The 14,251-nt window shown below is 69.1% G+C and carries 16 protein-coding genes; 4 read left to right on the forward strand and 12 right to left on the reverse strand.

Annotated elements, in window-relative coordinates:
* The first annotated feature begins 81 nt into the window (after window positions 1-81).
* Window positions 82-513, forward strand: a complete 432-nt coding sequence (locus SK854_RS15755) for a hypothetical protein (protein ID WP_319975841.1) — start codon at window positions 82-84, stop codon at window positions 511-513.
* A gap of 8 nt (window positions 514-521) precedes the next feature.
* Complete coding sequence (locus SK854_RS15760) at window positions 522-1,439, forward strand: o-succinylbenzoate synthase (RefSeq protein ID WP_319975842.1); 918 nt, start codon at window positions 522-524, stop codon at window positions 1,437-1,439.
* On the opposite strand, the gene SK854_RS15765 is transcribed toward SK854_RS15760, so the two are convergent.
* The 9 genes from SK854_RS15765 to SK854_RS15805 all read right to left on the reverse strand — a co-directional run bounded on the left by SK854_RS15765 (window position 1,429) and on the right by SK854_RS15805 (window position 10,438).
* Window positions 1,429-1,974, reverse strand: a complete 546-nt coding sequence (locus SK854_RS15765) for a Uma2 family endonuclease (protein WP_319975843.1) — start codon at window positions 1,972-1,974, stop codon at window positions 1,429-1,431. The genes SK854_RS15760 and SK854_RS15765 overlap by 11 nt on opposite strands.
* 27 nt (window positions 1,975-2,001) lie before the next feature.
* Window positions 2,002-3,093 carry a CapA family protein gene (locus SK854_RS15770; RefSeq protein ID WP_319975844.1) on the reverse strand — a complete coding sequence of 364 codons (1,092 nt, stop codon included), beginning with the start codon at window positions 3,091-3,093 and terminating at the stop codon, window positions 2,002-2,004.
* Window positions 3,094-3,119: 26 nt separating this feature from the next.
* Window positions 3,120-3,716 carry an SRPBCC family protein gene (locus tag SK854_RS15775; protein WP_319975845.1) on the reverse strand — a complete coding sequence of 199 codons (597 nt, stop codon included), beginning with the start codon at window positions 3,714-3,716 and terminating at the stop codon, window positions 3,120-3,122.
* On the reverse strand, window positions 3,713-4,537 hold the full coding sequence (locus tag SK854_RS15780) for an FAD binding domain-containing protein (RefSeq protein ID WP_319975846.1): 825 nt from the start codon (window positions 4,535-4,537) through the stop codon (window positions 3,713-3,715). Before SK854_RS15780 ends, SK854_RS15775 begins: the two co-directional genes overlap by 4 nt.
* Window positions 4,534-6,960 (reverse strand): xanthine dehydrogenase family protein molybdopterin-binding subunit, encoded by a 2,427-nt coding sequence (locus SK854_RS15785; RefSeq protein ID WP_319975847.1) that lies wholly within the window; start codon window positions 6,958-6,960, stop codon window positions 4,534-4,536. Before SK854_RS15785 ends, SK854_RS15780 begins: the two co-directional genes overlap by 4 nt.
* Entirely contained in the window at window positions 6,957-7,472 is a 516-nt protein-coding gene (locus SK854_RS15790) for a (2Fe-2S)-binding protein (RefSeq protein WP_319975848.1), read from the reverse strand. The genes SK854_RS15785 and SK854_RS15790 overlap by 4 nt, the downstream gene beginning before the upstream one ends.
* An 80-nt stretch (window positions 7,473-7,552) precedes the next feature.
* Window positions 7,553-8,644, reverse strand: a complete 1,092-nt coding sequence (locus SK854_RS15795) for an XdhC/CoxI family protein (RefSeq protein ID WP_319975849.1) — start codon at window positions 8,642-8,644, stop codon at window positions 7,553-7,555.
* A complete protein-coding gene (locus tag SK854_RS15800; RefSeq protein ID WP_319975850.1) occupies window positions 8,637-9,611 on the reverse strand; it encodes a vWA domain-containing protein in 975 nt (324 codons plus the stop codon). Before SK854_RS15800 ends, SK854_RS15795 begins: the two co-directional genes overlap by 8 nt.
* Window positions 9,608-10,438 carry an AAA family ATPase gene (locus SK854_RS15805; RefSeq protein WP_319975851.1) on the reverse strand — a complete coding sequence of 277 codons (831 nt, stop codon included), beginning with the start codon at window positions 10,436-10,438 and terminating at the stop codon, window positions 9,608-9,610. Before SK854_RS15805 ends, SK854_RS15800 begins: the two co-directional genes overlap by 4 nt.
* A 29-nt stretch (window positions 10,439-10,467) precedes the next feature.
* Between SK854_RS15805 and SK854_RS15810 the strand changes: the two genes are divergently transcribed.
* Both SK854_RS15810 and SK854_RS15815 read left to right on the forward strand, forming a co-directional pair.
* Window positions 10,468-10,851, forward strand: a complete 384-nt coding sequence (locus tag SK854_RS15810; RefSeq protein ID WP_319975852.1) for a VOC family protein — start codon at window positions 10,468-10,470, stop codon at window positions 10,849-10,851.
* Between the two features lie 84 nt (window positions 10,852-10,935).
* A complete protein-coding gene (locus SK854_RS15815; RefSeq protein WP_319975853.1) occupies window positions 10,936-11,166 on the forward strand; it encodes a PspC domain-containing protein in 231 nt (76 codons plus the stop codon).
* A gap of 6 nt (window positions 11,167-11,172) precedes the next feature.
* On the opposite strand, the gene SK854_RS15820 is transcribed toward SK854_RS15815, so the two are convergent.
* From SK854_RS15820 to SK854_RS15830, 3 genes are read right to left on the reverse strand one after another with little or no spacing between them, the layout of a single operon-like run.
* Window positions 11,173-12,540, reverse strand: coding sequence for a beta-N-acetylhexosaminidase (locus SK854_RS15820; protein ID WP_319975854.1), 1,368 nt, complete (start codon window positions 12,538-12,540; stop codon window positions 11,173-11,175).
* On the reverse strand, window positions 12,537-13,370 hold the full coding sequence (locus SK854_RS15825) for a carbohydrate ABC transporter permease (protein WP_319975855.1): 834 nt from the start codon (window positions 13,368-13,370) through the stop codon (window positions 12,537-12,539). The genes SK854_RS15820 and SK854_RS15825 overlap by 4 nt, the downstream gene beginning before the upstream one ends.
* On the reverse strand, window positions 13,367-14,251 hold the full coding sequence (locus SK854_RS15830; protein ID WP_319975856.1) for a carbohydrate ABC transporter permease: 885 nt from the start codon (window positions 14,249-14,251) through the stop codon (window positions 13,367-13,369). Before SK854_RS15830 ends, SK854_RS15825 begins: the two co-directional genes overlap by 4 nt.

The following is a 14,251-nucleotide window of genomic DNA, read 5'->3' on the forward strand; positions in this document are numbered from 1 at the left end:
AACAGGGGGACCCCCGGGAGGGGACCCCTGCGCGAGCTTGGACTGGCGGCGGGACGGCCTCTGCGCGAACTTGGGCTCGCGGTGCTCGTGCTCGCCGTGCTCACCGCGTGCGGCATCCGCCCGACCGACCCGATCCCCGGCCTCGAAGCCCCCAGCGGCCCCGCCGGGAACACCTCGCCAATGCTCTTCTGGGTCGGCCAGGGCGGCAGGGTGATTCCCGTCGGCCGGCCGGAGGGCAGCCTGAGCGGGTTCGACGTCGTGGCTCTGCTCGCGCAGGGTCCGACCAGCGACGAGCAGTCCCGCGGTCTCGCCACCGAGGTGCCCTTCGACGCAGCGCCCGCCACCGTCGACCGCGTCGCGAACGGCCTCGACGTCACCATTTCCGGCGACGTCTCGCAGCTCAGCGGCCCCGCTGTCCAGCAGATCGTGTGCACGTTGCTGACCGTTCAGCCCGTTGGCACGGTGAACCTGCGCGGGGGCGGGCATTCGCTGGAGTTCCAGAAGTGCGCTTGAATCGGCGCGTGCACGTCTACTCCATCCCGATGCGCGTCCGGTTCCGCGGCATCACCCGGCGCACCGGCCTGCTGTTCGAAGGAACGGCCGGGTGGGGCGAGTTCTGCCCGTTCGAGGAGTACGACGACGACGAGGCCATGGCGTGGCTGGCGTGCGCCCTGGAGGCCGCGAACGAGGGCTGGCCGGCGCCGGTCCGGGACCGCATCCCGGTCAACTGCACCGTGCCCGTGGTCAGCCCCGAGCGAGCGCACGAGATCGTGGCGCGGTCGGGCTGTTCGACGGCCAAGGTGAAGGTCGCCGAGTCGACGCTGGCGGACGACTGCGCGCGGCTCGAAGCCGTGCGGGACGCGCTGGGACCAAAAGGTTTCGTGCGCATCGACGCGAACATGCTGTGGGACGTCGACACGGCCGTCACCGCGATCAAGGCCATGGACAAGGCCGCCGGCGGGCTCCAGTACGTGGAACAGCCGTGCCACACGCTGGACGAGCTCGCGTCGGTGCGGCGCAGGGTCGCGGTGCCGATCGCCGCGGACGAGTCGATCCGCAAGGCCGACGACCCGCTGAAGGTGGCTGTGTCGGGTGCCGCGGACATCGCGGTGATCAAGGTGGCGCCGCTGGGTGGCGTGCGGAAGGCGCTGGAGGTGGCCGAGGCGTGCGGGCTGCCGTGCGTGGTGTCGTCGGCGTTGGAGACGTCGGTCGGGATGGCGGCCGGGGTTGCGCTGGCGGCGGCGCTGCCTGAGCTCGACTACGCGTGCGGGCTGGCGACGTTGTCGCTGCTGGACGGCGATGTCACGAGCGACTCGCTCACGCCGGTGGACGGCTATCTGCCGGTGCTCACCACACCACCTCTGCCTGACCGGATCGCGGAGTTCGAGACCGGAGACCTGGCCTGGGTCGAGCGGTTCCAGCGAGTGCTCAGTCGATGAGCAGATCCATCTGGATCTTCAGGGGAAACGGCTCGACCGCCTCGTGGACACCGGTCTCCGCAGGTGCCTCCTGATACACCCGCTCCTCGGTGAGGCGCAGCGGAGTCAGCGAGACCGGCTCTGCGAGGTCGACGATCCAGTAGAACGGGATGCCGGCCTCCGCGTAGTCGAGACGCTTGGCTCGGCGATCCGTGTAGTGCGAATTGGACGACAGCACCTCGACAGCGAGGACGACCTCCGCCGCCCTGACAAGGCCACCTGTTCGCCGTCCGCGCTGGAACACGACCAGATCCGGGCGGCGCACGAAACCGGGCTTGTCCGACGGGGCCAGCTCCAGGTCCACCTCGACGGCGTAGGTGACCTGGAGATCCTCCGGAAGCTGACCGGCGAGCTGCATGATCAGGTTGCCGCAGGCGTAGTTGTGCTCGGCGAGCGCCTTGGGCGACCGGATCAGCCGCCCTTCGACGAGTTCGGTGTAGCCGGCTTCGGCTTCTCCGAGCGCGGCGTATTGAGCGACGGTCAGCAATTCGGTCACTCGATCACCGTGGCACATGGAGCCGATCTAAGGCTTGGCCCTCGCCAGCCCCTGCTCCGCCGCGCCCATGCTGAACACGATCCCCTCGGTCCGGTTGATCGCCTCGGTCCGCCGGGCGGAAGCAGGCACGCGCGTCAGGTCCACCAGCCGGATCGGCGGCCCCAGCTCCACCAGCGTGGGCGTGTAGGAGGCCTCGACCACCGTCCACCCGGCGGGCCGCTGCTCGAACTTGAACCGCGCGATCGCCCCCTCCTCGGTCACCCCGCGAGGTTCCGAGTGCCGGGCGACCTCGTTGCCGAGCCCGTAGGCGACCCACTTGTCGCCGATCTTCTCGAACGGCTGCACGACGTGCACGTGCGTCCCGATGATCAGGTCCAGAGCAGGGTCGGCCAGCAGCTGACGGGCCAGCGCCTTCTGATCAGCGGTCGCCTCGTGCTGGTACTCGTTGCCCCACTGCACGGACAGCACGACGACCTCGGCGCCCGCCTCGCGCGCCTTGCGGGCGTCGGCCAGGATCTTGGCCGCGTTGATCTGGTTCGCGCGCCACGGCTGGGGCAGCGGGATGCCGTTGAAGCCGTACGTGAACGACAGCTGGGCCACCTTCACCCCGCCCGCGTCCAGGATCAGCGGCGCGGCCGATTCCTCCTGCGTGCGGAACGAGCCGGTGTGCTTCAGGCCGACCGCGTCCATCGCGTCCAAAGTCGACGTGATCGCCGAGACGCCGCGGTCCAGCGTGTGGTTCGAGGCGGTCGAGCACGAGTCGTACCCCACGTCGACCAGGCCTTTCGCCACCTCGGGCGGCGCCAGGAAGGCCGGGTAGCCGAAGAACGGGCCCTCCTTCGGGCCGAGCGGCACCTCAAGATGGCAAAGCGAAAGATCAGCCTTCAGCGTGTCCTTGATGCCTGAGAACAGCGGCAGGAAGTCGCGTCCGGCCGCGCCACCGTCGGCGACCGCCTGGTCGGTCAGCGCCGGGTGGATCAGGACGTCGCCACCGGCGGTCAGGACGAACGAGCGCGGTGGAGGCGGGCCCTGGGACGTCGAGGAAGGCGCAGCGGGTGCCGAGGTGATGACGACCGGTGAGCCGGTGCACGCGGACAGCAGAAATCCGGTGACCAGCACGAATGCCGGCCACCGGAGTCCACGCTTCAGCGCTGCCGCCTGCGTCGCAGGACCACGAACAGCACGACCGCCAGCACGGCGGCCGCGAGGGGCAGCACGCGCTTCAACACCGGAACGCCTGCCGTGTCGATCAGGTCGATCGGCTCGTCGGGGACCACTCGGAGATGCTGCTGTTGCGCCACCTCGTCAGGATCCACGGATCCCAGCGTGCTCGCCAGGCATTCCGCGAACTGGTCGACGAGCTTGCCGCTGACCTCGGCGATCAGGCCGCGGCCGAGTTGCGCCGGACGGCCGGTGATCGCCAGGTCGGTCTCCACCTCGACCGAATCGCCGACCACGAAGGTCACGACAGCGGACGCCGTGCCGTTGCCACGGGTGTCTTTGCCTGCGGCTTTCATGACGGCGCGGCGCAGCACCGGGTCGATCTCCACGAACTCGCCGGTCCCCCGGTACAGCAGCTGCACCGGGCCGAGCTTGACCTTCACCTCCCCGCCGAACGTCTTGCCGTCCACCGAGGTCAGCGTGGCGCCGGGCAGGCAGGGCGCCACCCGTTCGGGATCGATCAGCGCCGCCCACACCTCCTCGGCGGGCCCCGGCGACGCGAACGAATGCGTCAACTTCATCCCGCGACCGCCGCCGTCAGCGCACGACCGGTCAGCACGCGGGCCAGGTTGTCCTTGTAGCTGTCGCCGGTGGACGCCCGCAGAGCCGCCTCGGAGATCACCTCGGCGGAAGCGGGCTGACCGACCAGGGCCTCCTCGACGTCGACGGCGCGCAGCGGCCCGGACCCGAGGTTCGTGAGGCCGACCCGGGCAGCGGAGATGGATCCGTCACGCACCTGCACGGCCGCCGCGACCGCGACGATCGACCACGCCTGCGCGACCCGGTTGAGCTTCTCGTAGTGCGCGCCCCAGCCGGTGTACTTGGGCACTCGGACGTCGAGCAGGATCTCGTCGGGAGCCAGCGCTGTCGTGAAGTAGTCGACGAAGAACTCCGCCGCGGGCACCTCACGCCGTCCGGAAGGCCCGGCGATGATCATCACCGCGTCCAGTGCCAGCGCGGGCGCCAGCAGGTCGCCTGCCGGATCCGCGTGGCACAGCGACCCGCCGAACGTGCCGCGGTGCCGGATCTGCGGATCGGCCACCGTGTCCGTGACCAGCTTCAGGAGCAACGCGTGGTCGTGCACCAGATGATCGCGCTGCACCTCGTAATGCGTGGTCATGGCACCGATGAGCAACGAGTCGCCGTCGTCGCGCACGCCCGTCAGCTCGGTCAGGCCGCCGATGTCGATCAACGCCGTGGGCGCCGCCAGTCGCATGCGCAGAACCGGCACGAGAGACTGCCCGCCCGCGATGACCTTGGCGTCCTCACCCTCCTCGGCGAGCATCCGCACGGCTTCGTCCACGGAGGACGGGAACAGGTACTTGAACTCCGCCGGGATCACGACTGTCCTCCCTGCGCGTCGATCGAACCGAGCCCGCCCGCGGCGACCTCACCTGCACCAGGATCCGGCCGGCCCTGCAAAGCGGTCCACACGCGTTCCGGCGACATCGGCATCTCGATGTCCCGCACGCCCAGGTGCCGCACGGCGTCCAGCACGCTGTTGACCACGGCCGGTGTCGAGGCGATCGTGCCCGCCTCGCCGACTCCCTTGGCGCCCAACGGGTTGGACGTCGCCGGCGTCTCGGTGCGATCCGTCAGGAAAGCCGGCAGATCCGCCGCGCACGGCACGAGGTAGTCGGCGAACGTCGCCGTCGTCAGCGTGCCCATCTCGTCGTGCGTGGCTTCTTCGTACAACGCCTGAGCGATGCCCTGCGCCAGCCCGCCGTGCACCTGACCGTCGACGATCAACGGGTTCATGACCGTGCCGACGTCGTCCACGGCGACGTACCGGCTGATCCGCACCATGCCCGTCTCGGTGTCGACTTCCGTTGCGCACAAATGGGTTCCGTGCGGGAACGAGAAGTTGTCCGGGTCGAACGTGGCGTCGGCGTCCATGCCGGGTTCCATGCCCTCGGGCAGGTCGTGCGCGACGTGCGCGGCCAGCACGACATCGCCCAGAGTCCGCACGGTCGACGTGCCGCGAACGGAGAACGAGCCAGCCGCGAACTCCACGTCCGACTCGTCGCACTCCATCATGTGCGCGGCCAAAGTCCGTGCCTTGGCCAGCACCTTCTCCGCCGCGTGCACCAGAGCGGTGCCACCGACGGCCAGCGAACGCGAGCCGTAGCTGTCCATGCCCTTGTGCGACGTGGCCGTGTCGCCGTGCAGCACCTCGACGTCCTCGAACGGCACGCCGAGCCGGTCGGCGACGATCTGCGACCAGACCGTCTCGTGGCCCTGTCCGTGCGGCGACGTTCCGGTGATCACCTCGACCTTGCCGGTGGGCAGCATGCGGATCGACGCGGTCTCCCATCCGCCCGCGGCATAACGCAAAGCGCCCAGCACGCGGGACGGCGCGAGGCCGCACATCTCGGTGTAGGTGGAAATCCCGATGCCGAGCTGCACCACGTCACCCGAGGAACGACGCCGTGCCTGCTCTTCGCGCAACTCGTCGTACCCGAACAGTTCCATCGCACGAGCCGTCGCGGCCTCGTAGTTGCCGGAGTCGTAGGTGAGCCCGGCGACCGTGTTGAACGGGAACTCCTCGTGCTTGATCCAGTTCATCTCGCGGATCTTCATCGGCTCCATGCCGAGCTCGACCGCCAGTTCGTCCATCATCCGCTCGATCGCGAACGTGGCCTCGGGCCGTCCGGCGCCGCGGTAGGCGTCGGTGGGCACCTTGTTCGTGAACACGTTGGTGCACACGAACCGGTAGGCGGCGAACTTGTAGATCGAGTTGAACATGAACGCGCCCAGGATCGGCACACCCGGCGTGACCAGGCGCAGGTAGGCGCCCATGTCGGCGAGCAGCTCGACCTTCAGGCCGGTCACGGTGCCGTCGCGGCGGGCGGACAGCGTGAGCTTCTGGATCTGGTCGCGGCCGTGGTGCGCGGACAGCATCGACTCGGTCCGCGACTCCGTCCACTTCACCGGACGGCCCATCCGGCGCGCGACCAGCAGGCACAGCACCTCTTCCGGCGTGACCTGGAGCTTGCCGCCGAACCCGCCGCCGACGTCCGGCGCGATCACGCGGAGCTTGTGCTCGGCGATGCCCGTGACGGCCGACAGCATCCAGCGCAGGATGTGCGGGATCTGCGTCGCGGACCAGACCGTGTACATGCCCGCGGTCGTGTCCACGACGACCGAACGGGGTTCCATGAACGCCGGGATCAGCCGCTGCTGCTTGAACGTCCGCTCGATCACGACCTCGGCCGACGCGATCTCGTCCTCGACGTCGGTCCCGGCCCCCGCCTCGGCGGAGTCGAAGATCCACGTGGCGCACTTGTTCGTGCCGAGGTCTTCGTGCACGAGATCGTTGTCCCGCAACGCTTCTTCCATGTCGAGCACGACCGGCAGCTCGTCGTAGTCGACGTCGATGGCCTCCAGTGCGTCCGCGGCCCGGTACGCGCTGTCGGCGATCACGAGTGCGACGGCCTCACCGGCGAAGTTGACCTGTCCGACGGCCAGTGCGGGCGCGGGCGGGGCCTTCATGTCCTCGGTGATCGGCCACGCGCACGGCAGAGATCCCTGCTCCGCGGCGAGGTCCTCACCGGTGAGGACCACGGCCACACCGGGCATCGACGTCGCGCGGCTGACGTCGATGTTGGTGATGCGGGCGTGGGCGATGGGGCTGCGCAGCACCGCCATGTGCAGCATGCCGGTCAGCTGGAGGTTGTCGGTCCACGTGGTCTGACCGGTGATCAGCCGGGCGTCCTCCTTGCGGAGCCGCGCCTTCCCGATCTCCGGTTCCGCGGTGGCGGTCATTCGCCACCTACCGCGTGCGGCGTCCGCTGTTCGATCTCCGGGCCCGCGCCGGGTTTCATCCGCTGCGCCGCGTCCTGAACCGCGCGCACGATGTTCTGGTAGCCCGTGCAGCGGCAGAGGTTGCCCTCCAGGCCTTTGCGCACGGTCTCGTCGTCGGGATCGGACTCGTCGGCGAGCAGGTCGATCGCCTGCATGATCATCCCGGGCGTGCAGAAACCGCACTGCAACGCGTGGTTGGAGTGGAACGCCTCCTGCACCGGATGCAGCTTGCCGTCGCGGGCGAGGCCTTCGACGGTGGTGACCTCGTGCCCGTTCGCCTGCACGGCGAGCATCTGGCACGACTTCACGCTGTGGCCGTCGAGGTGGACAGTGCAGGCGCCGCAGTTGCCGGTGTCGCAACCGACGACGGTGCCGGTCTTGCCCAAACGCTCCCTCAGGTAGTGCACGAGCAGGAGGCGTGGTTCGACCTCGTCGGCGTAGGTCACTCCGTCGACGTTGACCGAGATGTGCATTGAAACCCTCCCAGGGTGGTGGGCCTTCAGTGACGAGGGTCACTTCAGCTTGCCCCCTGTTTGCGCGTTCAACAACCCGATCAACGATGAATCGGGTCTTCGATCTCCGTCAGCCGGCGCCCGGTTCCCTTCCACCGCAAGGAGATGATCTCGGCCGCAATCGCAACTGCGGTCTCTTCGGGGGTCCGAGCGCCGAGATCGAGCCCGATAGGCGACGACAACGCCGTAAGTTCGGATTCGGTCAAGCCCGCTTCCCGCAACCGCTCCAGCCGATCTTCGTGCGTGCGCCGCGACCCCATCGCTCCGATGTAGCCGACCTTCAGTCGCAACGCGACTTCCAGCAGCGGCACGTCGAACTTCGGATCATGAGTGAGAACGGCGATGACCGTGCGTTCGTCGAGCTTGGACGCTTCGCCTTCGAGGTACCTGTGCGGCCAGGCGACGACGACCTCGTCCGCCTCCGGAAAACGGCTGCGCGTCGCGAAGACCGGTCGCGCGTCGCAGACGGTGACCCGGTAGCCGAGGAACGCGCCGAGCCGGGCCATCGCGGCGGCGAAGTCGATCGCACCGAACACGAGCATGCGCGGCGGCGGTTCGAACGAGTTCACGAAGACGCTCATGCCCTCGCCGCGCCGCTGGCCGTCCGGGCCGTACTGGAGCACGCCGGTGCGGCCGGAAGCCAGCATGCCGCGCGCGTCGTCCGTGACGGCGTCGTCGATCCGTGCGCTTCCAAGGCTGCCGTCACGCCGGTCCGGCCAGATGACCATGCGCCGGCCGATGCCGTCCGGGTGTTCGATGACCGTCGCGACGGCCACCGGTTCCTCGGCGCGCACCGTCTCCACCACCTCACTGAGCTGCGGGAACGTCTCGGAGCTGATCTTCTCGACGTAGATGTCGATGATCCCGCCGCAGGTCAGCCCGACGGCGAACGCGTCGTCGTCGCTCACCCCGTAGCGCTGCAGGACCGGGCCGCCGGTCTCCTGCGCGAGGTCGTAGACGGCACCCTCGACGCAGCCGCCGGACACGCTGCCGACCGCCTCGCCGTCCTGCGTCACGAGCATCGCCGCCCCCGCCGGCCGGGGCGCCGAACTGAAGGTCGCGACCACCGTGCCGACGCCGACCGTCTCGCCGTTCGCCACCCGTTCAGCGAGGTCGTAGAGGACATCACGCACGGCGCACCTCCTTCAGCAGTTCTTCCAAAGCGTGCACGCTGTGGCCCGCGACCATCGTGTCGACGTGCGGGAGCGCCGCCACCACACCGCTCTGCAACGGCCGGTACCCCGCCTTGCCCGCGTGCGGGTTGGCCCAGATGACCTTGTGGCTCACCCGTCTCAGCCTCGCCATCTCGGTCGCCAGCAGGCTCGGGTCGCCGCGTTCCCAGCCGTCGCTGAACAGCACGACCACCGCGCCTCGTTGCCGCCACTGCTGGTTGAACCGCCGCAACGAGTCGCCGAGCCGGGTGCCGCCCTCGTAGTCCGGGATCGCCCGTCCAGCGGCTCGCAAAGCCCGTTCCGGATCGCGTTCGCGCAGCTGACGGGTGACGCGGGTCAGCCGGGTGCCGATCGTGCGGACCTCGACGGGCATGGCGTGGGCGATGACGTGCGCGAACCGCAGCAGCGCGTCCGAGTAGGCGGCCATCGAGCCGGACACGTCGATCAGCAGCACCAGCCGGCGCGCTTTCACGCCGCGGCGGCGGTGGCGCGGCAGGGCGATCTCGCCACCGGTCTCGATCATCGCGCGCACCGTGCGGGCCAGGTCCATCCGGCCGCGACGGGCCTTGCGGAGCCGGCGCGACCGTCTGCGCGGCGGGAGCGGAGTCAGCCTGGCGATCAGCGGCGCCGCGTCGAACTCGGAGATGTCCTTGTGCTTCAACACTTCCACATCGGACGCGGCCACGCCGACGGTGACCGAGTCGAGTTCGATCGTCGTGCGCGGACGGGGCGGCGTGCCACCGAAGTACGCCCGGTAGGCGGCGTCGTAGCGCGGCAGGTCGTCCGGATCGGCGCACAGCGTGAGGCGCCCGGCCCAGTACAGGTCGACGTGCTCGGTGGCCCGCAGGAACGCCTGGACGCGGTCCGGCCCGCACGGGAGTCCGGCGCCCCGCAGGACGCGCGTGAACCCGACGCAGGCTTCCGTCACCCCACGATTGTGCTCCCGATCACGCGCTCCGCGTCCTCCCGGTACTTCAGGACGGCCCCGAGCGTCGTCGCGTCCGGTTCGGTGCGGCCCAGCGCCTGCAGCGCCCGCGCCCAGTCCAGCGACTCCGCGACGCCCGGCGGCTTCAGCAGGTCGAGGCCGCGCATCTGCTGAACGGCTTCCGCGACCTTCCGCGCGAGCCGTTCGTCGAGGCCGGGCAGGGTGCGCCGGAGGATCGCGATCTCCCGGTCGAGCGAGGGGTGTTCCAGCCAGTGGTAGAGGCAGCGGCGCTTCAACGCGTCGTGCACCTCGCGGGTCCGGTTCGAGGTCAGCACGGTCAGCGGCGGCGTCGTGGCCCTGATCTCGCCGAACTCGGGGATGCTGACCGCGTTCTCGGACAGCACCTCCAGCAGGAACGCCTCGAACTCGTCGTCCGCCCGGTCGATCTCGTCCACGAGCAGCACGCACGGCGCCGTCTCCAGCGCCTGCAGCAAGGGCCGGGCCAGCAGGAACCGTCGCGTGTAGAGGGAGGCCTCGTCCACCTCGCCGCGCGTCTCCAGGACGCGCAGGTGCATGAGCTGACGCGGGTAGTCCCAGTCGTACAGGGCCTGCGTGGCGTCGATGCCCTCGTGGCACTGCAGCCGGATCAGCGGGACGTCCATCGACTTCGCCAGCGCCAGCGCGAGCGAGGTCTTGCCGGTGCCGGGTTCGCCTTCGAGGAACAGCGGCCGTCCCATCGCGACCGCGAGGAACGCCGCGGTGGCCACCCCGCCGTCCGGCAGGTACCCGGCGCGGTCGAGCCCTGACGCGAGCTCCTCAGGGGACTCCATGAGCCTCAGAGTACGACTACGGTGGGGAAATGGGTTCGATCAAGCAGATCCAGGTCACGTTCGACTGCGCGGAACCACAGCGCGTCGCCCAGTTCTGGAGCGAGGTGCTGGGCTACGAGGCGCAGCCGGAGACCGACGGTTCGTGGTCCGCCTGCAACGACCCCTCCGGCGTGGGCCCGCGACTGTTCTTCCAGCGCGTTCCCGAGAGCAAGACCGTGAAGAACAGGGTCCACCTCGACGTTCGGGCCGGCACCGGAATGGTGGGCCGCGACCGCCTCGCCGCGCTCCAGGCCGAGCGCGTACGGCTGGAGGCGATCGGCGCGGTGTGCGTGCGGGTCATGGTGGCCGACGAGGAGAACGAGTCGTGCATCGTGATGCAGGACGTCGAGGGCAACGAGTTCTGCCTCGACTGAACCCTGGGGTCCCGGCCCGGGATCAGGGTCGGGTTCGGGGTGGTCACCGATGTGCCAGGCCGTGGTTTCGACGAATCTTGAGCCATGACGAACAACGTGCTCAACGAAGCCACCGACCAGGTCAAGAAGCTCCGCAGGAGTCGCAGCGACAAGATGCTCGCCGGCGTCTGCGGCGGTCTCGCCAAGATGATCGGTGTGGACGCCGCGATCCTGCGGATCATCCTCGTGGCGGCGACGCTGCTCGGGTTCGGCACCGGAGCGATCCTCTACGTCGCCGCCTGGATCCTCATGCCCGAGGAAGACGCGGCCGTGTAATCGTGATCAGCGTGGAAACCCGGGAACGCCAGGTAGCCGTTGCCAGGGGTGGGGACCGGTGAGGGGCCGGTACTCCACCCCCAGAGCATCGAGCCTCGGCAGATGGTGTTCCCGCAGCCGTTGCACGAACTCGGGATCCTTCTCCGCCGGGGACCACACGACCTCGGCGAACGCGGCCAGCCTCGGGAACGCCGCGTAGTCCACCCGCCGGGCCGAGTCGAGGTGCTCGGTCCAGATGTTCGCCTGCGCGCCGAGCAGCCGTCCGGGCTCCGCGCCCGTGAGGCCTTCAGGCACCGGATCCCACGCGTACACGTCCTCCAGCGTGGTCACCGTCCCCACCGGGATCGGCTCGTCCGGTGACTCCGACTGCCGGTAGTCCAGATAAACGTGCTGCTCAGGGCACATCACCACGTCGTGGCCCTCGCCCAGTGCCGTGATGCCGCCCTCGACCCCGCGCCACGACGCGACGACCGTGCCCGCCGGCAGCGGCCCCGACTCGAGGATCTCGTCCCACCCGTACGGCCGCCGTCCGTTGCGCACGATGTGCTTCGCGATCGCCCTGACCAGTTCGCCGTCGTGGCCGGGAGCCTCGTCGCCGCCGAGTCCGATGATCTCCGCCGGGAAGACGTCCATCAGCTCGTCGAACACGTTCCGATAGAAGTCCACTGTGGACTCCTCGGTGTTGAGCACGCGTTCGTTGACACCCCAGTCGGTCCAGACGCCGCCGCCGTGCACGCCCAGTTCCGGATAGGCCGCGATCGCCGCCTGCGAGTGACCGGGGATGTCGATCTCCGGGATCACCGTGATGAAGCGCTGTCGGGCGTACTCCACGATCTCCCGCAGGTCCTCCTGCGTGTAGAAACCACCGTGCGGCCTGCCTTTCATGCCCGCCGAGCGCCGGTCGCCGAACCGCGAGTCCTCCCGCCACGCCCCGACCTCGGTGAGCTTCGGATAGCGCTTGACCTCGAAGCGCCAGCCCTGGTCGTCGGTCAGGTGAAGGTGCAGGACGTTGAGCTTGTGCACGGACAGCAGCTCGACGTACCGCAGCACCTCCCGCTTGGGCAGGAAGTGCCGCGACACGTCCAGCATCACGCCACGCCACGCGAACCGCGGGTGGTCCACGATCTCGCACGCGGGGATGAACGCCGGTTTCTCACCCGCCGCCCGGAACGCCTGGGCGCCCAGCAACTGCCGCAGGGTCTGCAGCGCGTTCATCTCGCCGGCCGCGTCGTTCGCCTCGATCAGCACGCCGGCGTCGGACGAGAGCAACCGGTAGCCGCCGGGCGGGCCGTCGACGAGGACCGTCTGCCAGCCCTGGTACTCGCAGAGCCTCCCGCCGTCCACATAGGACACCGGGCGCGGGAGGAGGTTCATCCCTTCACCGCCCCCGCGAGTCCGGACACCAGCCGGCGCTGCACGAGCACGAAGAAGATGAGCACGGGGATGGTCATCAGGGTGGAGCCCGCCATGATCGCGCCCCAATCGTTCTGGTCGGGTTTGACGAACACCTGAAGAGCCAGAGGCAGGGTCTGGTTCTCCACGGCCGAGATGATGAACGTCTTGGCGAACAGGAAGTCGTTCCAGGCGTGGATGAACGACAGCACCGACGTCGCCACCAGGCCGGGCGCGACGAGCGGGAACAGCACCTGCCACAGGAACCGGAACCGCGAGGCGCCGTCCAGGGTGGCGGCCTCCTCCAGTTCCACCGGCACCGCGGCGACGAATCCCCGCAGCATCCAGATCGCGAACGGCAGGCTGAAGGCCAGGTGCACCAGCACGAGCGAGCCCAGGTGGTTCAGGCCGAACACCGGGACCGAGTCACCGACGGACCGCATCAGGAAGAACAGCGGCACGGTCAACGCCTCGACCGGCACCATCTGCACGACCAGCAGCATGATCAGCAACGTCGCGCGGCTGCGGAACCGGAAACGGGTCAGCGCCGTCGCCGCCAGGAACGAGATCACGATGCTCAGGAGCACCACGATCACCGCGACGATGATGCTGTTCAGGAAGTAGCGCCCGAAGTTCGCGACGGTCAGCGCCCGCGTGAAGCTGTCGAGCGTCGGCCGGGTCGTCCACGGCACCGGGTCGGCCGAGATGATCTCGTCCTCCGGTTTGAAGGCGCTGAGCACCATCCAGAACAGCGGGAACGCCACGACCGCGGCGATGATGAGGACGAAGCCCTCGGTCAGCCAGCGCCTCACAGGACCTCCCCCGACCGCCGCAGCGCGCGGAGGTAGAACATCGTGATTCCCAGCAGCAGCACGGTCATCACGACACCGATGGTCGCGCCCAGGCCGTACTCGGACGCCGCGAACGCCTGCTGGTAGGCGTAGACGTTGAGCACGAGGTTGCGCCCGGCGATGCCGCCGCCGTTCGTCATCACGTAGATCTGCGTGAAGACCTTGAAGTCCCAGATGATCGACTGGATCGTCACCACGAGGATGATCGGCTTCAGCAACGGGAGCGTGACGCTCCACGCCGTGCGGAACGCCGACGCGCCGTCCAGTGCCGCGGCCTCCAGCACCTCGCCCGGAATCGCCTTGATGCCCGCGAAGAGCGTCACCATGACGAACGGGAACGAGCACCAGATCACCTGCGCGGCAACGAGTCCGAACGCCGTCCACTTGTCGAACGTCCAGGAGAAGCCCTGGATGCCCAGGACCTCGTTCACGAACCCGAAGTTCGCGTCGAACAGGAAGAGCCAGATCGTCGAGCCGGCGACGGCGGGCGTGGACCACGCGCCGAGCGCCGCCAGGAACAACGTCATCCGGACCCAGGTGCGAACCCTCGTGGCGAGGATCGCGAGAAACGCGCCCACTAGCAACGTGCCGACCACGCAGACCGCCGCGAAGGCGACGGTCTGCCCGAAGACACCCCAGAACTGCTGGTCCCCCAGCAGCTTCTGGTAGTTCCCGAGGCCCAGGAACTCGAGCGGCGCGCCGCCGCTGACCTGCTCCTGGCCGTAGTCGTAGAGCGAGATGAGCACCAGCTGATAGATCGGGTAGGCCAGCAGGCCCCCGAGGATCAGCAGCGCTGGAGCCAGGTAGGCGAACGCGGTCCGCCCCTGGCCTTTGGCCGTCAC

The organism is Lentzea sokolovensis, assembly GCF_033949975.1.
Lineage (GTDB): Bacteria > Actinomycetota > Actinomycetes > Mycobacteriales > Pseudonocardiaceae > Lentzea > Lentzea sokolovensis.